Below are 21,767 nucleotides of genomic sequence, written 5' to 3' on the forward strand. Positions count from 1 at the left end.
GAGCTGCTTTAAACATAGTACTTGAGAGCATTTAGGCGATTACCATTGCAGTTTTTGCCACAAGAATAATAAGAGGTGAGGCACAGGGATGGTCGATACAATTCCAAGCTATGAAGAGATGATGCCTGCAGTGCTTAAGGTGCTGGCGGATGGAGAGGTTAAAACACTCCAGCAGATGTACCTCGCTGTTGCTAACCATTATGGTTTTACCGCTGAGCAGTTAGCTCGAACAATTCCGAGTGGCAAAACCACATATGTTAGAAGTCGGGTTGGTTGGGCTAAAACCTATATGGCTAAAGCTGGACTTATTAGTCAGCCCAAACGCGGAGTTTGTCAAATAACCCGAAGAGGTCGGGAAGCTCTGGCTAGTGGAAAGCCGATTAATAACCACTACCTTGCGCAGTTTGAAGATTTTAATCGCTTCTTAAGTACTAGCAATGAGCCATCGACTACCAACAAAACATCCACTGAAGTTAACAGAAGTCGTGGCAAAGGGTTAACTCATCAACATGATGACGCTCAAACCCCAACAGAGTTAATGGCGCAAGCCTTTACCGCCCTTAATTCAGCCCTTGCCGATGAATTGATTGAACAAATCCACACATTATCGCCTAAGTTTTTCGAGCAGCTGGTGGTAGATTTAATGTTAGCTATGGGTTACGGCGGCAGTCAAAAGGATGCTGGCCAAGCAACTCAGTACAGCAGTGATGGCGGTGTTGATGGTATCATCAAAGAAGATAAACTCGGGCTCGACTCCATCTACCTGCAAGCTAAACGTTACCGCGATAACACAGTCGGTAGGCCAGATATTCAAGCGTTTGCAGGGGCGCTCGACATGCATCGCGCTCGTAAAGGCGTATTTATTACTACTTCAAATTTCAGTAAAGACGCCCGTGATTTTGTTACCCGTATTGAAAAACGCATCGTGCTGATTGATGGCCATGAACTGGCAGCCCTGATGATAGAGCACAATGTCGGTGTTTCGACTCGCGAGTTGTATGCCGTTAAAGCAATCGATTCAGATTATTTTGCAGAAGAGTAGACGTCATCAATGAATATCGAAAAAGTACTTGCTGATGTACAACGCTCACCCCAAGGGCTTGAAAGCATGTGGCACGATTATCAGGTCTGCTGGCGTGAATTGGGTTTTAGTAAGACACAAGTCGCACTATGGTTGGCGTCAGTAAAAAGAGACAAGCTGCTGCAATCAAGCGAACCCACTTATCAGGTAAACCCTGATATTACCGAGCACTTATTATCGCTATTGCAACAAGCGGGTGGCCGCATGCCTTTGGCTCAGGTGCTGCGAAAACTCCCTGCAGGTATCACCACTAGCGAACAACATATACGCAAACTGGCGCAGCAGCACGCGCAGTTAGACATTAAAGGGCCTTTGCTGATTTTAGTGAATTAGCGTGTTGGTTAATTTTCAGGTTCAGTAACCGCAACCAACCCAAAGGCATCGTTGAACGACTTAAGATAAGAATTAAGAAAATATCATGGCAAAAGATACAACATCACCAAAGCAACAGCTTGAACAGTTGTTTAATGAGCTGACCAAGCAACACACCGAGTTCACAGAGCCATTAATTGAGCTACCTGAGCATGAATTTGCTAAAGCGGGTCTTATTCAAGGCTTGGTAGAAGGTAACTTAACGCCTCCAGTTATGTTAGTCTCACTGGCCGAAGGTCATTGGGAATATGCTGCCGACACCGCCAAATTCGATGAATTGGCAACCGACCATTTGCTAAATGATTTGGATGCCGATCAAGATTGGCCAGTGTTTGCCGTGGTGGCTGATGGCACCAACCAGCGCGTTTTAGCCTTATTTGGTGCCGATGGCTCCGACGGCACCCATGGCGTTGATGAACTGCCCAGCCTCGAAGAGTTACGTAGCTTTGACCGTCTAGAACGCGATCCAACATTTCGTTGGTCGATGCGTATTTACACCCGTTTAATGCACCGCTTTGATGCGTTTCACGAAAACGTCTATCGCGTTACCAAAGACAAAGTGAACGACAAAAACGACATCATTGAAGAAGTGGCCAAGCTGCTATTTTTAGAAAGCTTTCGCATTTACCATCCCGATATCACCTTTAATGATAAGTTCGGCAATGAGCACCTGTTCAGCAGCGTATTTAACTGGCACTTCGTGCAAGCCGAGGGTGATAACGCGGTAGACTTAATTAAAGACGCCTTTAATCAATTTAAATCGCACCCCGACTACGTGGTCACCAGCGACGACGGCACGCGCAATGCCATTTTCTCAGAAGATACCCACTTACGTTTATCTGTTGCAAAAAACTACCTTGATTTACTCGAAGCGCTGCAAAATTTAGGGCCGCTAAAAAGCAACGATGGCAAAATCGTTAAAGAGTACGGTACGTTAGGCGATGTCTCTGGCGATTTACTCGGCCGAGTGTTCGACGTATTCCTACGCGCTAACTTTGAATCCAAAGGTGGCCTTGGTGTATACCTCACCCCAAACCCAGTCAAACAAGCCATGCTCGAAATAGCTATAAACGACATCGCCAACGACGATGCAGCCATTGCTCGCCTTGCCAATGGCGATTTTCGTTTTTGCGATCCCACCTGCGGCTCTTTCGGCTTTGGTTCAGTCGCGCTTAGCCAATTAGTCAAGTTAATCGACTATCAACTGGTCATGGCTGACGATAAAAAAGAAACCCTAAAACAACAACTGCGCAACCACGCCTTTACTGGAGCCGATGCCGCGCCGCGTATGGTCATGCTGGCTCGGGTCAATATGGCATTGCAAGGCGCACCCAAAGCGCAAATTTTTTATACCGATAACTCACTCACAACCCAAGCGCTTAAACCTAATAGCTTTGATTTAATTTGCACCAATCCGCCCTTTGGTACACCTAAGTTTGATAAAGGCAAAAACGGCCAAAGCTCCAAAGCCAATTACGAAGCCAATATGGAGCAAGTACTCGGTGGTTTCCGTCCGGCTGCAAAAGTGGTCGATAGCTATAACGCTTACTACGACCATTTAAAAATGAAGTGGGAAAACACTGGTGATCTCGAACTGGATGATAATGGCGAGCCGAAATGGGCGGGTTACCGCACCGATTTACGCCAAACCGGTGGTAGTGATAAAAAACCTGTTTACAGCTTACATCCCAGCACTTCAGGCCTAGCCCTTGGCAGCAAACCCGATGGCAAAGGCAACTGGAAACAAGTCGGCGCCACCATTGACCCAGCGGTACTGTTTATCGACCGCTGCTTGCAACTGCTCAAATCCGGTGGCCGCTTAATGATAGTGCTGCCCGATGGCATTTTGTGTAACTCTGGCGATAGGTATGTGCGCGAATACATCATGGGTAAAAAAGACGAACAAACCGGCGAGTTTGTCGGCGGTAAAGCCATAGTGAAAGCGGTGATTTCATTGCCGAGCGATTGTTTTAAGCTCTCTGGCACAGGCGCAAAAACCTCGATTTTGTATTTGCAAAAACGCCATGCTAACCCGAATCAGCCCGAGCAGTTTTTACCAGAACAGCAAACCGAGGTGTTTATGGCGGTGGCCGAAACCTTAGGTTATGTGGTGAAAAACAATATCGAAGACTATAACGCCGGTGTGGCGAACGATCTGGATAAGATTGTCTCGGCTTATAAGCGGGGTGAGTGATGTTTGCTTACTCGTTAAAGAAGTCAGAATTAACGGCAAAAAGACTTGATCCAAACTTTTATTCACCAGAACAAATTGTGAATGAAAAGAAGCTATCAGCTCTCTCTAGTGAAGCATTAGAAAGTCTCCGAACAGAGGACGCTCCAATAGTCTATGGCATTTTAAAGCCAGAAGGCACATCTGAAGGGTTATACAGGGTTGCTAAAGCTGAAAAGTTCCAAGGTATGTTTGTAGATTCTGATGATTGCGATGAGGTATCGAAGACTGTTTATGAGTCTTTTAAACGCTCTGTAGCAAAGACAGGTGATGTTCTCATTGCAATTGGTGGCTATGTTGGAAGACCAGCAATTCTGAATGTGAAATCAGGTGCCAACTGTAACATAAATAGGCACATATCAAGAGTTAGAGTAGATTCATCGAAAATTGACCCGTATTACCTAGTCGTTTTTTTAAGTAGCCGGCATGGTCAGAAACGATTAGAAAGACAGATCACAGGCTCTGTTCAAGCTGGTATTAACCTAGAGGATTTACGAGAAGTTCATGTAAGCTTGTTTAAGAAGGCCACCCAAAAATACATCGGGGATAAAGTTCGCCAAGCCGAGCAACTGCGCGCTTGGGCGAAGCGGTTGGAAGTCAAATTAGCGTTATTTGAAAACCAAATTCCGATCTCAAAGCCTGCGATAGCAGAAGCTAAACACTCAAAAGCGACCTTAGAATTTCTGACGGAAAATAGATTAGATGCGCGTTACTATGCAAAGAAGCATCTTGATCTTTATGCTCAATTCAATAATGAATTTGAAAGCTTTGGTAGTATTTGCTCGGGTTTTAAATACGGGGCATCTATAGCTGCAAACTACGTAAACTCTGAGGGGTTACCTTTTATTCGTGGTAACGCTCTATCACCTAACAGAATTAATCAAGACGATATAGTTTATCTGAATAAGTCTTTAGAGGATGCGCTTAAAACTGCTTATGTTGAAGAAGGCGATATTCTAATTACACGAAGTGGTACAGTCGGCGTAACAACTTATGTAGCTGCTGAACATGCAAAATATTGGTATGGGTCTTTCATTATTAAATGCAAACTAGCGACAAACTCGTATCTACCTGCTTACGTTAGCTGGTACTTAAATTCTTGGGTGGGACAGCAACAATTTCGACGATTAGAAAATGGTGCTGTGCAGCTGAATATAAATACCGAGGAATTAAGTTCAATTGCTATATGGAAAGCACCGCAGGAGTTCCAAACAGAGATTGATAAATTATTGATAGAACAAATAAGTGCCGTAAGCCTATCTAAGTCACTCACAAGCGCCGCCAAAACCCTCGTCGAATCCCTAATTGAAGGCCAACTCACCGAGCAACAACTGATCCAAGTTCAGCAAGCTTTGAATGATGGCGACAACAGCTTAGATCAAGCGATTTTAAGCAAGCTCAGCAACGAAGGTTATGCCATTGACGGTGCCACTCCGCTATTTAGCGATATTGATGAGCTGTACCGCTTGCTAGAAAGCGCAGCTCAAACTGAGGCGGAGGAGTAAGCATGGTGGCCGTTGATAAGGACAGCAACATGGCTAGTCACGCGCAAGCCAGTAGCCTGTTAAGCCATGAGGCAGCGCAAGGCTGTTGCCAACTGCTTAGCCAGCTTTGGTTTAGTGGCGGCTTAGCGGCCAGTAAAACCGCCGTGTTATTGGCCGCCATTCCTGAACTTAAAAAACTATTACAGCCAATTTCGGCGGGTGCAGTTGGCGATATAACAGGCGATGTCAATGAAAAAAGCAACGCCTATTGCCTAAGCGAACCATTGCTGGATACTTACAGCGAACTCAGCCAATTAGGTGAATGGCAATTGGCGCTCTTGGGCTTAAACCCAGAGGTACGTGCCCATTGGCTGAATTTAGCCACTGCCCGCTGCCGTGAAGCGGGCGCAATGAACGACCCACAAGTATTGGTTAAACTCATTCAACAATTGGGCAATGCCAGTGCATGGGTATTGGCGCAGCTAGAAAGGGCTGATGCTAATCCACAAATTATCGCTGGGCCACTCTCGCAATTGGAGCGCGATTTACTCGGCCACAGCCTCAACGATAACGCCGCTATTCCAGCGTTATGCCGACTTTTGCGTGCTTGTTTTACCCTGCACACGTTAAGCGAACAGGCTGAAGTACTCGCGCCAATCCAACCTATCGATAACACCGCCAAACAACTGGCCAGTAACTGGTGCCGAGGCCGTTTATTGGTGCTGCCTGAATCGTTATTGAGTGAATTCAACCTCAAGCAGCCCATTAAATCGCCCCTCAAACCAAGTACCGATTGGTTGTTGGTGTCGCAGCCCGTGAATGCTGAGGCGACATACATTGAGCACTTTGCCCAGCAGCCGTGGTGGTTTTTATTAAGCCTACTTAGCTTTGTGCAAGATGCTTGGGCCGCCGAGCAGCGCGGCGGTTTATTGCTGACTTTACCTGCCGGGCAAAACGCTTTTGCCCCAAGCCAAGTGAATGTGGCGGTACAAGGCATTGACGGCGATGAAGTGAACTTGGGCAGTTTGGCCGAGTTTTTAGTGCAATTACTGAACGAGCTGAATATTGCTCTTTATCCCGCACTAACAAATAGCGCAGAGGGTACGCAGCAATTAAACCGTGCGCTGAGCTCATTTATTACTGAATTATTGGCGAAAAAAATCTGGCAGTTTACTGAGGCGGGCAGGGGCGAACCCGGTCATTACCGCATTCACCCCGAGTTTAGCGATGCCTGTTACAGCCTGCCGTTAGCGCCATTGTTTGGCTATAAAAGCCAACACCTACAACAGACAATTAAGCAACTGGCGCAAGCAAGTTATACCAACAAGAAAAATGCCAGAGCGGGCAACAGGATTAACTTAGAAGGATTTTTGTGATGAGTTTTGATTTAGATGCTGGAATGGTCGATAAACTTGCTAAGCAACATCGCTGGGCCGCGACTGGTGTGTCGGATTACCCTCCACGAGATCCGTTAGTTGGTCAAAGCCGCTTTTTTAAACGCTTTCAAACCTTTTTACATACGGTTGATCATGATGATGACCGCTTTGCCCATGTATTTGCGGTGGAGGCAGAATGGGGCCGAGGTAAATCCCGTTTAGGTCATGAGCTCGTGGCACAAATTAACGACTGCTCAAAAGGTTGGTTTGTGCGTGACGAGCAAGGCCAGTTGCACAACCAGCAGTTGTTTAATCGCGAAGCGCAAGATAAATACCTGGCGTTGTATATTCGTTATTCGCAAGTGGCATCTGATTATCAAAACTCCGATAACTGGTTTGCTTTTGGTTTGTATCAGGCGCTGTTGCCACTGGCGACACAAGCCTTTGATGGCTCCATTCAAAGTGAAATTGCCAAACAAGCTTATGAGCGCCTCATGCCATTTGGCTTTAACGCTGCGCTATTGGCTGATGCGCTACAGCTAGATAAAAATCATAGCGAAGAAGACCTCTACATCAATCAAACCTTAGTGGTGGGGTTAGTGCAAGCGGCCTACGATGTGCTTAAACGCTTTGGTGTGCAGTATGTGTTGGTGGTACTCGATGAGTTAGAAACCGTCGCCGAAGCTGCCACTTTTGGTTTAGAAGACGAGCAAAACAAACGCCTCGATGGCCAAGCCATTCGCTTAATTGGTAAAGCGATTAAAGAAGAAGACCCACGCCGCAAACTGCCTTGGCTGCGTTATGTCGCACTGTGTTCACCACTATTGGGCCAGCAACTACGCGAAATTCAATCAGTGGCGCGTCGTTTTGAATTAGTCGAGCTTGAACACAATGCTTTTGCCGATGTATCGGACTATGTCGCCAGCCTATTAACAGCCGGCAAACTGGCTTTTGATTACCCAGCGGGTTTGGTGGAAGCCGCCTATGCCATGAGTGGTGCCAACTTTGGTTGGTTTAACGTGGTCATGGCCAATGTGGATGCGGTACTCAGTCAATATCAACAAGCTGACCGCACTATTGATGATGTGGGTGAATTGTTTGAAGCGGTGTTGACTGGCTCTGGCCGTGTGGCCAAACACGTGCTGGATAAAGGCGCCATTGAAGGGATTCAAACTCGTGATAGAGCTTTATTAGGCCAGTGCCGCAGTTTGCTGTATGGCCAATTACCCGTGAGTTTAGCTGAAGTAAGCCAAGCCACAGCACTGCTGGCATTGAAAAATGAAGACCAAGAGCCGATTGCCGCTTATTACCGCAAACTCAGTATTGATCGCCTACAGTGTCGCCAAGCCTTAGAGCAAGCTAAGTTTGTGCGTAAGAATGATGAATGGATATACCCCGCAGTAGATCAAGCGCTCAGTTTGGATACCTTGCTCGATAACCTGCGTACCTTCTCAATTAAGGAGCGGGCTGCCAGCGGCGATAAAGGCGCGGTGTTACTGCCGTTATCCAAAGGTGAGTTTAAATACTTACTGAGCTTATTGTACGACCACCCGGCGATTGAATTTGCTGCCGATGCCCTATGGCATAAATTAGTCGGCGATACCGCCGAGCTGGATGCCAGCGAAGCGACACATATTGGCCCGAGCGTAGCGATGTTATTGCGTTTAGATTTACGTTATCGCAGCGCGCAGCAAAACTCGCTGATTTTTAAAGACCCAAGCATGGGCGATGGCCACGAACAGGCGATGGCTGAACTGGCTAAACAAAGCAGCCAAAAACCCATTTTTAAAGCCTTAACCCGTGTCACTGGCTTTATCCGCTTGCTGGATAATAACTGGGGTTACGACGAAAACTTACTGAACAATAAAGCCGGCGCAGATGATGCACCGCTTGCCATACTAACCGAGCCGAAAAGCCGCCAAGGTGGCCTGTTTACATTAGAAGGCTTTAAGTTACACCCAGATGGTAAAGCCTTATTTGCTTGGGTGAGTAACCTGAATGAGCTTAATAAGCTACATACTTTTGCCGCTGAGTACAGTCGCCAACATGGCCGCACGCCCGTATTAGCGCTCACCGCTTCTGCCCATTTAATGGAGCAATACAGCCGCTTGGATGACAGCACTGAATTGCGTGATGCAATACTGTTGCACTATGTCAATCCAAGCGAAGCGGACCAGTTAGAACGCATCGGCTTAAGCTTGGCAGTCTGTCAGCAACATAGTGTTACCTTAAGTTCCGAGAGTTTTACTGCCAAGTTTAAAAATAAGCTAAATGCCTTAAGCACTTTTGCCAACGATGCAATCCACAAATGGCGCCAGCGTTTACAACAACGAGGTTTGATTGCTTGGCCGCTAAAAGTAGACGGTAAGTTATCGCCAAATGATCGCGACTTATTGTTTACTGGCTGGTATCAACTAGCCATTGCCCATCCAGAGCTTAACGGCGTACTGGATTTGCAGCAGCAACACGGTGTGCCGGTGGATGAACTCAACAGTTTATTAGACAAGCTCAAAGTGCCCGGCAGTTATATGGCCAAAGGCTATACCACTGATGAACACGCTGGATTGTTTACCGAGCTGAATAATGTGCAGCGAAGTACTGCGCAAATCCCGCTATTTTTAGCTCGTATTGCGCACCCCAATAAACAGTACAAATGGCAGTTTGAACGTTTTAAGCAGCAGTTTTATTTTGCCTATGTCGCCGAAACCAGTATTACCGCCAGAGGTGTGTTTAATGATTGGATGTGGTGGTGTGGTGAGCTGAATTTACTCACCCTAACTAACCCAACCGAAAAACAAGCAATTTGGGAAAACTACCCACGCGCCCGTTTAGAAAATGCCATTATCGAGGCGCAAAACTGGTTTAGCGGTAACGCCATAGACAGCTACAAAGCCAACGTGACAGTGATGAGCCGCGTATATGGCTATGGCCGCATTAATGAAGTATTCGCGCCGCTAGGTACAAACCAGTTGGGCTATGCCACGGTCGAAGCCAATGAACAGCTGGAAAAAGCACAAATACTCTTCACTAAACTGAAACAGCAAGAAGAGCAATTACCTGATATTACCGAAGTCAGTGACACCCAGGTGCTGGCTGGGCTTATCAACAAACGGGCTGAAGTGTTGGCGTTAGTTGCTAAGGTTAAACCGCTTAATAGCAGCAAGCCTACGCTTAAAGATGCACACATTCTTGATTTAGAAGACAAAAAAACTTCGCTTTATCAGCGGGTTGAACAGGCCTGTTTATTTGCTGAATTTGTCGAACGTAGTGCCGAGCGTATTAATCATCGACTCGCCGATTTAATCAAAGATGTTGATGCAGACTGTACAGCGCTCACTCATTTTCCAAAAAGTTTATACACCAACACTCTGCGCACCATTGGCCATATTTTAGATGGCGCATTAAAAGACGATGCCAGCAGTGCCACAGGCCAAAAAGAGCAGCAAGCTGGCAGTGACACTTTATTGCACTACCTGCGTAAACTTGATTTAGGCAAAGCGCATGACAAGCTTGCAGCACTTGCTAATGAAATGGGGTTAAACCTGCATACTGAACAGCAGTTGCCGATAGCTGAAATCCAAGGGCATATTTTAGCCAGTTACCGTAACTGTAAAGAGCGCTTTGAGAAGTTAGTGAATAACCTCGCCGAGCAAAACCAACGTGTCCAGCAGTTACAACAATTACTCAGTAGCGCCACAGCTGACTATGAACACGCTGCTGATATTGCTGAGCTACCCAAGCTGGTTATGAAACTACAACTGATCGGAGATGCGATTGCAGATTTACCAAGTGATGCTGAAAGCAAACGCCAAAGCATGCAAACCAGTTTGCGCAATGGTCAGTTTTCGGGATTACGTGATTTACCTGAAGAACTATTAAAATCTGCACGCGGACAAATTGCGCCTATTCAAGGTCAGATATTAAAAATTGAGGAACGTTTAAGCCAAGTAAAACGCTCCGCCATCGAGCAGGTCAATAGCTGGTTGCCAGTATTAAAGCCACTGCTAGCTTCGCAGCAAAAAGCAATTCCGACTGACTTGGCATTAACTGATGTGGCCAAATTAGGGGTGAGTGAACTGGTGATGGTGTGTGATAAAACATTGAGCGATTGGCAAATGCAAGGTGAAACCATTTTACAGGGCACAGGACTAACACTGGCGCAGTGGCAGACGCTCTATCAGGCGCTAAGTCAAAATCAAGAGCCCGCGTTAACACCCGAACAGCAACAAGGTTTGGTTGCTAAAGGTATCGTCAAAATGCGCTTAACGTTTGCCACAGGATTATAGAGGTGACGTGATGAGTTTTTATTTGTCATCGGCACTGGCCTCTAATCGTAAAGGCCGCTTCTTACAAACGGTTGCGGGGGCACAACCATTGGAGGCCGAGTGGCTGAATTCACCGCCAACTAGTGGTTTGTTGTTGGTGCAAGCAGAGGAGTTAACCAGTAATTATACATTACAGGGCTTGTACCAATGGGCCATGCAAGCAGGCTGCGCAGCTTTGATCATTAATCCTCAAACAGAGCAACTAGATGAATTGGCTCATTTACCGTCAGCGCTGGATTGGACATTTGCACCAGCTGCTTTTATTGCTCAAGAGCCTGGATTAGCTGCGTTGCTCGCGAGTGAGACAAACCTCTCCATTATTGGTTTTGCTGGTAATGCTGATCGCAATCAGCATATGGTGGGCGATGTGGTACATACACGCTATGTTCGCAAACACAGCAACAGTGGGTTATTTGCGGTGACGACTTTGCCTTTGTGGTCATTAAGTTTACTCGACCACAGCGATGCTTTAGTTGACTGGCTAAATTGGTTTGTCGACCATGCGGGCCTAGCGGCACCTATTGCTGAGGCAAAGGCTGAGTTAGCAGATTATTCGCCCGACAAATACGATTTGGTTATTTTGTTACTGCTACACGCCGGAAAGGGTAAAAGTCTCACAGCGCTTACCGAGAATCATGCGGTTAGGTTGATGTTTGATGTGCATAGCCTTGATATCACAAAACGCAGCAAAGTATTGCTACAGCATGGTTTTATTAACGAAGCGGGTTTGACTGAATCCGGTAAAAACAGCTTACAAGCCTCGCAATATTGGACCTATTCACCGCTACTTAGCGAGCAGTTAAACACAGGAGCGCTATAAGCATGAATGAAAATAAAACTATGAATTTAGCTCAGTCACTTGCCATTGATAGTCAACTGCGTTTACCAGGTAGCGCCGGGCGTTTACTCAAACAAATTCGCGATATTGAGCAAGTAGCACCACTGTTTCGTGATGCAGGCTTAGTGAAGGCGGTACCTAAGCCTACGGTAGTTAATTTACGCGTCGCAGGGATTGCGACCAAATCGTGTATAGACAAAGCATTAGGTGGCTTTATTTACGCCAGTGCAGCTGTGCGTACCGACTTACTAATAGACGAAAACAGAGTCAGCACCCTAGGTGGCGATTCAGTCTCGGAACTGGACGACATTGATTTTGAAGCGCAGCGTAAGCGACTTGATTTGATAGAAATTCGTCAAGCTTACCAGTTGGTTGAAAAACAACTGTTAACCCAAGAGCCTTGTGATTTAATTTTACTCGATACGCCACTGTTTTTAGCGCGGGATATGGCACCACTTGAGCGCAACCTTCGCCATAAGCATGAATACGAAAAGACCAAGCAAACAATAGAAGCATTTTGGCAAAATCATCGTTCGAAACTGTTCCCATGGAATCAAACTGGTGTAGTGCTGGCCAGTATTCTAGCCGAGCGTTTTAGCGCTATTGTGAGTATTGCGAAGCAAGATTTGCGCTATGAGCAAGGTCGCAAGCAGATTTTAGAGTCTGACGGGTTTTCTAGCGAACTGTTACAAAACCTGGCAGGGTTGGATGAAAGTTTGATTGGCGTTGGTGACTTGCGTTTTATCAACGGCATCTTGGGTAACTATTCGCGAACTATTGCCTTTCGCTTGTCAGAACAAGAAAACCGCATTGAGCCCAGCACTGAAGCTAAGCAAGGGTTAATTGGCTTTCATTTTCGTAGTGCCCGTGGCGGGCAGATAAAAATGATACAGTTAGCCGGTGATGAACCTGATTGGAAAAGCGCGGACCTAGATTTAGTTGCGTCTCGGCTGATGGTGCTGGATATGCAAAATAAAGGTAATGCTATGCCATTACCACAATTACTTGGTTATCAACAACTTGGTATTTTGCCAAAGTTTGCCAAGTTTTATCGCCAAGGTTTACACGGCGCACTTAAGAATAATGAGATTGAGGCAGGCTGGTTGGCTGGCTTAGATGAGGGAATGAATAATGGCTTATAAAGTTTTAGGTAAATTGGTCGGTAATACCGGCGATGCCAGCCAGTTAACTATGGTGGTGAAAGATTCATTTTCAGTGCGTCGTGGTGAGTTTGTTCGCATTATGCATCAAGAGCGTAAAGATGAAGGCGAAGTCGCTGTACTAGGCCGCGTAATGAAAATAAGCCGTACTAATATGTTGTATAACGCAGGCTTTGGCGATGGTGTAACTGAGCTTGAGCTTTTACCGGGGGCGAATGTTACCGGCGAGAATATGTTTGCTCAAGTCGAGCTAGTTGGTTATCGCGATCCGATTTCTCGACAGATCAAGATACCGCGTCGGCCACTCAATCCTGGTACTGCTGTTGAGACCGTAGATTTTCAGTTCTTGAGTGATTTTTACGAGTTTAATGAGCACTCCAGCTTGCACCTTGGCAACTTGGTTGGCTACGACAAAGGTGAGAATACGGTTCCTGTTTTTATTGATGTGAATAAGCTGGTTACTGAGCATTTGGCTGTTTTAGCGATGACAGGGTCAGGAAAGTCATACACGGTTGGCCGTATCATCGAGCGCTTAGTTGCCATCAATAATGGTACTGTGGTGGTGTTTGACCCTCATGGTGAATACGGCAAAGCTCTTGCTGGCGGCAACCTGCAATTCTCTAGTTTGTTAGATGCTAGCGACGATAAGCGCGATCAAGAAGCGCTGCCACTGATCAAACAGACCTTTGAAAAGCTACAAGCCGCTGGCGCGGGTATTAAGGTGTTCTCGCCACAGCATGAATCGTTTAAACATAAATACGCTAGCAAAAATATACCGTTGGCCCTTCAATTCGACCATTTTGAAATGGATGATATTGCAGAGATTTTACCGGGCTTAACGGAGCCGCAACAGCGCGTGTTGGATGTGGCTATTCGCTATTGGCGGTCTGTAGATAAAGTAGAGCCTCGTGATATTAATCGACTAAGGCATTTACTAGGCGATGGTATTGAAGAGCTTAAAGAGTGGGGAGACCTTTCTGAAGCTGAAGCGAAGGCGCTATCGGGTCGGAGTGCTGCTGTTGCTTCGATGAAGCTTTCGCGCGTGCTGAACGAAGCACAAAGTTTTTACAGTGCAACTATGGCTGAGCCGACCGATATTTATAAAATGGTCGGACGTCCGAGCAATCAACAAGGGCGTTTAGTAGTTGTAGACTTGCAAGGTTTGAGTGATACCGCAAAACAAGTCGTTTGTGCACTGTTGTCGAGCGAGATTTTAAAGGCTGCTTCAAGCAAAACAGATCCACTTCGACCATGTTTTATTGTATACGAAGAAGGCCATAACTTTGCCCCTGCTGGTGGTAACGCAGTAAGCCACCGGATCATTAAAAAGATTGCCGGTGAAGGCCGTAAGTTCGGAGTTGGTTTTGGCATTGTCAGCCAGCGCCCTTCTAAATTGGACTCAGACGTCACTTCTCAGTGCAATACATTGATTACAATGCGCTTGAAAAACCCCGATGATCAACGTTTTATCGCCAAAGCATCAGATATGGTGAGTAAAGCGGACTTGGACGAATTACCGAGTTTATCAACCGGTGAAGCTTTAGTGTGTGGCCGTTCTATTCCGGCTCCGCTGTTGGTTAAAGTGGGGAGTAAGGCGCTTATTCACGGTGGTGAATCACCTGAAGTATTACGTGTTTGGGGCTCCTTCAATGGCTAAGCTACCCATGCCTGAGGTTGCTTGGATAAACGAAGCTTTTCCATTAATGATTAGCGGTAAACTATTGGACCAAGATGTTTTGGTCCATAGCTTGGGGTGTAGTGTCTGGAATACCTTTGGGCACGAGCAATCATTTATGGCTATGGTGGAATGCCCTGCGCCGGGTACTTTTGGAGCTGATATTCGCTCAGATTCAGGTTGGTTTGAGAAAGCCTCGGCATCGCCTTTATGTTTAATTGAATTTGAACGATTTGATGGCTCGATTCGTGGTCAACAAAAACTCGAAGAAAAATTAAAAAACTTATTAGAGGCAGCGCAACGCTGGGGGCATACCCCTAAAACTTTGGTACTCAGTGCTTGGAGTCAAGGCTTAGTGAGTGCTCCTGATACTCAGAAACTAAAAGATATCTGTCGTTCGGGCTTTACCTCTTCCACAGGTACCTTTGTACAGTCAGAGCCTGAGGTTGAGGTAGTATTTAGTCGCTTCTTGTTTATAAAAAACATAAGCTCAATTGCTTTGGATAGAATTCACTATGAGGTGTTGATGTGAATATAAAATCAGCACATTTTTTACCTGGTACAAATAAGCGCCTGGGTGATAAATATTTATTACTTGAATGCCTAGGTGATGGTAGCCATGGCTGGGTATGGCGCGCCGAACGCCTGCAAGATGGACAAATTATCGCGGTAAAAATTCCTAAGGATATTACGCGAGAAGACCGCCAACTTGCCGAAGGTAAAGAGCTGTTAGATGTTGAGCCGCACGACAACATTGTACAAATTTTTGATATGGGCCGGATTGATAATGAATGGTTTTATATCGAAATGGAGTATTTTCCAAGTCAAACTTTGGCACAAAAACTCGATGATAGACAGCGTAATTTTGGCCAAACCTATGAGCGACTATTTAAGATTTATCGCCAAGTATTGTGCGCTGTGCAATATCTGGCAGAGCTCCCAATGCCTATTTCCCATGGAGATATCAAGCCACATAATATTTTAGTTGGTGAGCGTGACTTGGTGAAGTTAACTGATTTCGGTAGCTCAGCTTTACCTGAAGAGATCTATGTTCGCACCCGTGAAAATGGTGGAACAGTTTTGTATTCAGCGCCTGAATTTTCCAATGTGGATTGCCGTAAAGGCAGCTTAGAAGAGTTATTGCTGGGTGACATTTATAGCTTGGGTGTTTTGTTATATCAGCTTTTGACGGGAAAGTTACCACATGACACGCCCGCGCAAGTGCAACGTCATGCTCCTTTTAAGCGACCTACCGAGATTAATAGTTCTGTTCATGCTGATTTGGAGCTAGTTGTACTCACCTGTTTACAAAAACAACCAGAACATCGTTATTCAACTGTTTCAGAATTAATGCAAGCATTTGATGCTGCCAGCAACAAGCAACTAAAAGCGGGTGCTGTCGCACCAATTTTCCAGACTAAACCTGATCAAGACTGGTCAAGTGCAGTACTTGAGGCAATGTCAGACCAGTTTTACCCAAAAGCTGCTCTGTTAGCATCTCAAGAGTACAATAGAAGTAAAGACCTACAAGCGCTGCATCAGCAGCTTATTGCGTTGTATCGTGCTAATCGGCTGTTCGATTTCGAGAAAGTAGTTGAGACCAATAAATCGATCTTGCTTGAGGGCAAGTTAACTCAGCCTGCAGAGCTTTTCGAGTTGGTTGTTAAGGCCAATTTACAGCTAAGAAATATCAATCAAGCTAAGTTTTGGTTGCTTCAAAGAAAGCAAATTGAAGAAAATACAGCAACTTTATACCTCGAATCTTCTATTTTGGGTCTTGAAGCTAAGTATATGGAAGCGAGAGCTTTATTAGAAAAAGTAAACCAAGCTACTCCAATGAAATTCCATATATTGAGCCAGCTTGTCTTAGTTTGTGAGCAGATGCGTGATTATTCTGGTGCCGCCGCCTATTTGAAAGCAGCTTTGCGAGTAGCGCCAACTGACGGCAATATGAAAGAAAAGAAAGAGTTGTATGTGAAACTAGGAGTGATCTAATTACTTTGAATATTTTTCAATGAGCTCAATGAGCCGTTTTGGTCTGTATTACTGCAGGCTTTAACAATTATCACTCTCGCTGATAGAAGAATCCTGACATTTGGGTGATTTTTGTAGCCGTTATCTGATTACCCCTAAGACAGGAAAAGGTGTTTTTTATTTTCCTCGAGAGTGATAAATGGGGGAATTAAATTCCAAGCAGAATATATCGACTTTATTATGAGCCAAGGCGTCGGGTCCAACGACAAAGTTGTGAGCAGCGTAGATTCTTATCTTTCGTACCTTAGGTCGGTAAGCCGTTACCTAGGAATAGACATCTGCCCACAAACTCTTAGCTGCGAAGATGCTATACAGGGCTTGCCAACTGCGCTTGATAAACGTGGTGGTAACGCAGCTGTTCAAAACATTCATATGTCATTGGGGATGAAGCCTTCGGGATGTGTTGTGTGGATTGAGTTCGACGAACATACTCTTGAGATGGGGCCTTACAGCTTCTTTGGGGCTGATGCCGGTGATAAGCTGCCATCCCTTGAGGACATACCAAGGCGAACGCGGAAGGCAAGAAAACACTCCGCCCACAGCTTCGTAGGGTAAGCAAAAGACAGTTTCAGGCGGTGAACAGTATTGATGAGCTTTATAGGATTTTGTTTGGCAGAATATAAGCGGATTGTTTGATAAGCTATTGAATTTATTAATCATGGAGTGATGATGATATTTGGGGAAACGTTAGCTAGCTTACAACTGATAGAAAAATGCCTTTCTTGGTTCAGGGCAAAGTTGGGGCCCGCAGCGACTGAAACTCCCGCTAGCCGCTTCCTTGCCTTGTTTGATGCCCACGGTGTCAAGCCTGGCCAAATTCCTGATTTCTTTGGGCACGGCCTGAGCATTGCCGATTGCCACTCTGCAGAGTCACTTACTAAAGTGTTAACTTCTGATCTGATGGAAAAAGCTTCACAGTTTTTTGGTATCAATAGAGATTGGTTGGATTGTGCCAGTGATGTGGTTTACGAGCCGCATTCCTTTTATAAAAATCCTCAAGGATTCGATGCCTATCTAAAAAGTATTGCACTTGAATTGCATCTACCTTTGCGGGCAACCTTGTACATGCCCACCAGCAATAACTTATTTTATCCTGATGACTCTGGGGTGTTGGTGATATCTGTTCCTGTGGGAGAGGTTAATCAACGCACGATATATCGTTTTGAATTAGTCCATTACAGTTGCGTTAGGTATTGGAATTGTAGAGGTTATTTGGCCGCAAATTTGGCATCCATGCTGAGAAATTATGCGATCGTTTATGGTTCATACGTAGCAGCAAAGTTGCTTGAGCCTGTTGCACAAGGGCAAAGATTGCCAGTTTACGATTATGAGTCACAAGACGCTTTCCGGCTGAAGGTAAGAGGTCGTGTTTCAATTGAAGAGCTGATTTTACAGCCTGATAAATATTTGGAGGGGGTCGATCCTGAAACTGATAAATTTGGGTACCGTGCCGCTCTCGATCTATGGCTGAATATGGCAGACCAAATGCGTACCCGAAGTCACGCGGAGCATTCTCGTATAGTGTTGAAATTCGAAGAGGCACTTAAGTCTTTAACATAGAGGGTTACAGGCAATAAGTATTTCCTCTCGAATCACAAACATGACACATTCACCAATTTAGGTTGTCGAATAGTTTCTTAGGATGTTGTACTTAATTAGGTCTTGGGCTAATGAGTAAATCCAAGTAAGCTGACTTATAAATAAGGCAAGAGTGCTTGTTTACGCTAATGAATTGATTTACAGGTAAAAATGACAGTCAAAGTATCTCATATCACTCACATTGATAATCTGATCAGCATTCTCACCCAAGGATGCTTGTGGTCCGATCATAAGCGCATTGAACTTGGTTTAGTTAACCAGAATATTGGCTATAGCCACATTAAACAGCGTCGTTTAGTTCGCCCTGTGAACGTGGCGACTGGTGGGACTATTGGGCAATATGTGCCGTTTAATTTTTGCCCTCGATCCGTGATGTTATTTGTGATCCATAAAGGCCATGATGACTATCAATGTGGACAAGAACGTGTATTACATTTGATCAGTGATATCGACACCATTCGATTGACTAACGATAATTGCTTTTTTACCGATATACATGCAGATTTGGACTATGCCGAACAAATAGATGATTTCACTCGTATTAATGAGTTGGACCTTAAACGAATCAATGAACGCTATTGGTCAGACTTTAAAGAGGAGAAGCAGGCAGAATTTTTGGCATTCGAATCTGTGGCATGGCACACTATCCGACAAATTGGGGTAAAGACCCAAGCGATAGCAGAAGAAGTGAGCGTATTACTACAAGCTGTACAGCATAAGCCTGAGGTTGTTGTACGGCCACAGTGGTATTGCTAGAGGTTAAAATGATTACTTATCACAAAGGCAACATATTGCACGATCAAGCTGATGCAATCATCAATACTGTTAATACAGTAGGCGTGATGGGTAAGGGCTTGGCTTTGCAATTTAAAAAAGCCTTTCCTGACAACTTCAAAGTGTACAAAAAAGCCTGTGACGATAAGTCTTTGGTGACAGGTACTGTGTTGCCCGTTTCACTTGATTCAATCAATTCTCCTTTTTATATTATTAATTTCCCTACTAAAGCGCACTGGAAGGGCCAATCTAAGCTCGAATATATAGAGTCAGGTTTGGAGAGCCTTAAAGCTGAAGTTCGCCGTCTTGACTTAAAGTCAGTCGCTATTCCTGCTCTAGGCAGTGGATTGGGTGGTTTGCCCTGGCATGAGGTTGAGCAAGTCATACATACTTCCCTAGCTGAGTTGCTTGATGTTGATTGGCGCATTTATCCACCACAAACAGCGCCTAGTGCTGAGCTTATGCCTAATCAAACTCGACGCCCACGAATGACTATTGGTAGAGCAGCTGTTCTAGGTTTGATCGACCGCTATGTATCTACCGGTTTTGGCTATAGATTGTCATTACTTGAAGTGCAAAAGTTAGTTTACTTTTTGACTGTGGTGGGCGAGCCATTAAATAAGGTTGTTTTTAAAAAGCATCATTATGGGCCTTACGCTGATGTACTCCGTCACGTACTTGATAAGATGGAAGGTCACTTTATTTCTGGTTATGCCGATGGTTTGAATAAGCCAGAGACACCTATAGATCTCAAAGATGATGCCGCCAAGGAGGCTTTAGGTTTCCTAGAGCAATACTCAGAGACTAAGCAACGTTTTGATAAAGTCGCTAAGCTAATTGAAGGGTATGAGTCTCAGAACGGCATGGAACTACTGTCAACGGTTCATTGGGTTGTGACACAAGAGTCTGATACTGCACTGTCTGCTGAAGAGTTGGTTAAGCGAGTTCATAGCTGGAATGCGAGAAAGGCTGCAATGAAACCTGCTCATATTCTTGCAGCATGGGAACGCTTAAGCGAACAAGGCTGGCTAGAGTTAAAAGCACAAGTTTGACATGGTTTTATGTTAAATCGACGTTATCTGAATGTTTGATTATATTCTGAATATTTTATGGAAGGGGTTCACTACATGCCGTCAAAGACGTGTTCTAGTGACACAATGCATAAAAAATATCTACTTTAGTCTGTAACGGAACATATTATAAATCGATAGGTTGGCAACTATTGTGGTTAACGATTCTAACTTATAAATAAACAAGGGAATGTAAAGTGGGATATATAATTTTAGGTATTATCGGATTTATAATATTATCTTTTATGCTGGTAAGTTTAGTTAGGTCTTTTCCTAAGTTATCCTATTTTATTTATCGATTCTCTGGCTTTCTATGTTTAGTTATGTTGTTTGGTATAGCATATAAATTTTATAGTGCATCTAGCGGTCAAAAAACAGTGTTGATAGGTAGTTTTGCATACCCATTTATGATTTTATACTTTGTATGGCTAGCTAAGATCGCGAACAGAATAAGACAGTCTCAGAGCAATAGATGGTGGATGCTCTTTTTAAAATTTCAATTTGGCTTCCTAAGATTGGTCTTCCCTCCGCTAGGGTTCCTAGCCAGTGCGTGTCAGACATGGTTCCATGAAGAAAAAATACAATGTAGCAAAATTGTTAACTGATTCATAAAGCTAGAAAAATGAATATACGCACTTGAAATGGCATTGATAGTGTCAAGACTCTTATGTTGATTGTGTGCATTTTCCCTTCAAACCTTAAATAGCTATGGATAGCCAATGAAAATTTTTTATCTACCGATTGTTTTAATTGTCACACTAGCCGCTTGTGATAAAAACACTGAAACTCCTTTGCCAATTAATACTTCTAAAGTGGAAGATTCATACCAAGCAGCCCCTCTAATGAAGTATGAGCCTCTCTATGTCGAGAGAACTGGGTATAGCATCGGTTACTCTAACGATTTGTTTAGTGTAGTAATCCAAGAGTACGGTAGTGCGCTTCAATACCAATCTAGGGCAGGTGTTATGAATGTGCTCGAAGGTGTTGTCGAAGATCCTGAATCAACTGGATACGTTGTTATTGAAAAGGCATACCGCTTTGGCGATAAATATTTAATTATTATTTCGACGGGGGAAAATGGAAATAGCTGTCCGGCCACGACTTATGCATTTACTTTCGATACAAAAATTGAGTCCGTAACAGGTAAGAAAATAATTGATGGTTGCTCTGAAATTCTTGAGTCATTCTCTGACGGAAATAAACTCATCCTTAAAAAGGATGGGGAGACCAGCGTGTTTTATAATGGTGAGGTTACTGGTTAGAGCCGATATTATCCGATGGGCAAGAGGTTTTGTTATCTCCCGCCCATCACGAGCAGATGTTAGTAGGTAACTGTCCAGCTCCCATTATTGGTTACTACGTCAACTTGCGTTAGATCACACGAGCCTCCATAAGAAACAGAAGTAGATTGACCAAATTTAAGCTGTTTGGGAAAGCCTTTTTTTGAGAGTATACTCGTTGTGGTCCACTTAAACACCTGCAAGTGGTATCTCACGCTTGTCTGTTAGTGTAGTGGCACACTGAATTTGGCCACCTAATAAGAAATGTTATGATCTCATTCATAGCGAATTTAGGTGACAAAATGAATAAAAGTAAACGTGCACGATATAGCGCAGCGATTAAGCTCGAAACTGCCCAATTAGTCATTGACCAGGGCTATACACAAGAAGCGGCAGCCAAAGCCATGAACGTAGGTAAATCAACGGTCAGTAAGTGGGTAACGCAGCTTCAGGTCGAGCGCAAAGGGCT

General features: G+C 44.6%; 16 protein-coding genes. All 16 read left to right on the forward strand.

The genetic code is table 11. The features are described 5' to 3' along the window. Window positions 1-88 precede the first annotated feature (88 nt). Window positions 89-1,042, forward strand: a complete 954-nt coding sequence (locus L5M40_RS18900) for a restriction endonuclease (protein ID WP_263257061.1) — start codon at window positions 89-91, stop codon at window positions 1,040-1,042. 9 nt (window positions 1,043-1,051) lie between these two features. Next, window positions 1,052-1,414, forward strand: a complete 363-nt coding sequence (locus tag L5M40_RS18905; protein ID WP_263257064.1) for a hypothetical protein — start codon at window positions 1,052-1,054, stop codon at window positions 1,412-1,414. Between the two features lie 85 nt (window positions 1,415-1,499). Continuing rightward, window positions 1,500-3,647 carry a class I SAM-dependent DNA methyltransferase gene (locus L5M40_RS18910; RefSeq protein WP_263257065.1) on the forward strand — a complete coding sequence of 716 codons (2,148 nt, stop codon included), beginning with the start codon at window positions 1,500-1,502 and terminating at the stop codon, window positions 3,645-3,647. After that, entirely contained in the window at window positions 3,647-5,188 is a 1,542-nt protein-coding gene (locus tag L5M40_RS18915) for a restriction endonuclease subunit S (protein WP_263257078.1), read from the forward strand. The genes L5M40_RS18910 and L5M40_RS18915 overlap by 1 nt, the downstream gene beginning before the upstream one ends. A gap of 29 nt (window positions 5,189-5,217) precedes the next feature. After that, a complete protein-coding gene (locus L5M40_RS18920) occupies window positions 5,218-6,543 on the forward strand; it encodes a hypothetical protein (RefSeq protein ID WP_263257067.1) in 1,326 nt (441 codons plus the stop codon). Next, the gene (locus tag L5M40_RS18925; protein WP_263257069.1) at window positions 6,543-10,829 is read left to right on the forward strand and encodes a hypothetical protein; all 4,287 of its coding nucleotides are present in this window, start codon (window positions 6,543-6,545) and stop codon (window positions 10,827-10,829) included. Before L5M40_RS18920 ends, L5M40_RS18925 begins: the two co-directional genes overlap by 1 nt. A gap of 10 nt (window positions 10,830-10,839) precedes the next feature. Then, window positions 10,840-11,688, forward strand: coding sequence for a hypothetical protein (locus L5M40_RS18930; protein ID WP_071939753.1), 849 nt, complete (start codon window positions 10,840-10,842; stop codon window positions 11,686-11,688). A 2-nt stretch (window positions 11,689-11,690) separates the two neighbouring features. Further along, entirely contained in the window at window positions 11,691-12,848 is a 1,158-nt protein-coding gene (locus L5M40_RS18935) for a hypothetical protein (RefSeq protein ID WP_028760106.1), read from the forward strand. Beyond that, a complete protein-coding gene (locus L5M40_RS18940; protein ID WP_263257070.1) occupies window positions 12,838-14,523 on the forward strand; it encodes a helicase HerA domain-containing protein in 1,686 nt (561 codons plus the stop codon). Before L5M40_RS18935 ends, L5M40_RS18940 begins: the two co-directional genes overlap by 11 nt. Next, window positions 14,516-15,073, forward strand: a complete 558-nt coding sequence (locus L5M40_RS18945) for a hypothetical protein (protein ID WP_197018057.1) — start codon at window positions 14,516-14,518, stop codon at window positions 15,071-15,073. Before L5M40_RS18940 ends, L5M40_RS18945 begins: the two co-directional genes overlap by 8 nt. Beyond that, on the forward strand, window positions 15,070-16,536 hold the full coding sequence (locus L5M40_RS18950; RefSeq protein ID WP_263257071.1) for a serine/threonine-protein kinase: 1,467 nt from the start codon (window positions 15,070-15,072) through the stop codon (window positions 16,534-16,536). Before L5M40_RS18945 ends, L5M40_RS18950 begins: the two co-directional genes overlap by 4 nt. Window positions 16,537-17,244: 708 nt before the next feature. Next, the gene (locus tag L5M40_RS18955; protein WP_263257072.1) at window positions 17,245-18,135 is read left to right on the forward strand and encodes a hypothetical protein; all 891 of its coding nucleotides are present in this window, start codon (window positions 17,245-17,247) and stop codon (window positions 18,133-18,135) included. Between the two features lie 189 nt (window positions 18,136-18,324). After that, window positions 18,325-18,930: a DUF4433 domain-containing protein gene (locus L5M40_RS18960; protein ID WP_263257073.1), complete on the forward strand. Its 606-nt coding sequence runs from the start codon at window positions 18,325-18,327 to the stop codon at window positions 18,928-18,930. A gap of 8 nt (window positions 18,931-18,938) precedes the next feature. Continuing rightward, a complete protein-coding gene (locus L5M40_RS18965; protein ID WP_071939757.1) occupies window positions 18,939-20,000 on the forward strand; it encodes a macro domain-containing protein in 1,062 nt (353 codons plus the stop codon). Between the two features lie 737 nt (window positions 20,001-20,737). Continuing rightward, window positions 20,738-21,280 carry a hypothetical protein gene (locus L5M40_RS18970; protein WP_263257075.1) on the forward strand — a complete coding sequence of 181 codons (543 nt, stop codon included), beginning with the start codon at window positions 20,738-20,740 and terminating at the stop codon, window positions 21,278-21,280. A 320-nt stretch (window positions 21,281-21,600) separates the two neighbouring features. Next, window positions 21,601-21,767: transposase (locus tag L5M40_RS18975; protein WP_263257080.1), on the forward strand; the 167-nt coding region annotated here is incomplete at its 3' end.

The sequence above is a fragment of the Shewanella sp. SM68 genome (assembly GCF_025653925.1).
Lineage (GTDB): Bacteria > Pseudomonadota > Gammaproteobacteria > Enterobacterales > Shewanellaceae > Shewanella > Shewanella oncorhynchi.

Coding starts and splice junctions, on each gene's coding strand:
- L5M40_RS18900 (WP_263257061.1), top strand. CDS start 89: ATGGTCGATACAATTCCAAGCTATGAAGAGATGATGCCTGCAGTGCTT.
- L5M40_RS18905 (WP_263257064.1), top strand. CDS start 1,052: ATGAATATCGAAAAAGTACTTGCTGATGTACAACGCTCACCCCAAGGG.
- L5M40_RS18910 (WP_263257065.1), top strand. CDS start 1,500: ATGGCAAAAGATACAACATCACCAAAGCAACAGCTTGAACAGTTGTTT.
- L5M40_RS18915 (WP_263257078.1), top strand. CDS start 3,647: ATGTTTGCTTACTCGTTAAAGAAGTCAGAATTAACGGCAAAAAGACTT.
- L5M40_RS18920 (WP_263257067.1), top strand. CDS start 5,218: ATGGCTAGTCACGCGCAAGCCAGTAGCCTGTTAAGCCATGAGGCAGCG.
- L5M40_RS18925 (WP_263257069.1), top strand. CDS start 6,543: ATGAGTTTTGATTTAGATGCTGGAATGGTCGATAAACTTGCTAAGCAA.
- L5M40_RS18930 (WP_071939753.1), top strand. CDS start 10,840: ATGAGTTTTTATTTGTCATCGGCACTGGCCTCTAATCGTAAAGGCCGC.
- L5M40_RS18935 (WP_028760106.1), top strand. CDS start 11,691: ATGAATGAAAATAAAACTATGAATTTAGCTCAGTCACTTGCCATTGAT.
- L5M40_RS18940 (WP_263257070.1), top strand. CDS start 12,838: ATGGCTTATAAAGTTTTAGGTAAATTGGTCGGTAATACCGGCGATGCC.
- L5M40_RS18945 (WP_197018057.1), top strand. CDS start 14,516: ATGGCTAAGCTACCCATGCCTGAGGTTGCTTGGATAAACGAAGCTTTT.
- L5M40_RS18955 (WP_263257072.1), top strand. CDS start 17,245: ATGATATTTGGGGAAACGTTAGCTAGCTTACAACTGATAGAAAAATGC.
- L5M40_RS18960 (WP_263257073.1), top strand. CDS start 18,325: ATGACAGTCAAAGTATCTCATATCACTCACATTGATAATCTGATCAGC.
- L5M40_RS18965 (WP_071939757.1), top strand. CDS start 18,939: ATGATTACTTATCACAAAGGCAACATATTGCACGATCAAGCTGATGCA.
- L5M40_RS18970 (WP_263257075.1), top strand. CDS start 20,738: ATGAAAATTTTTTATCTACCGATTGTTTTAATTGTCACACTAGCCGCT.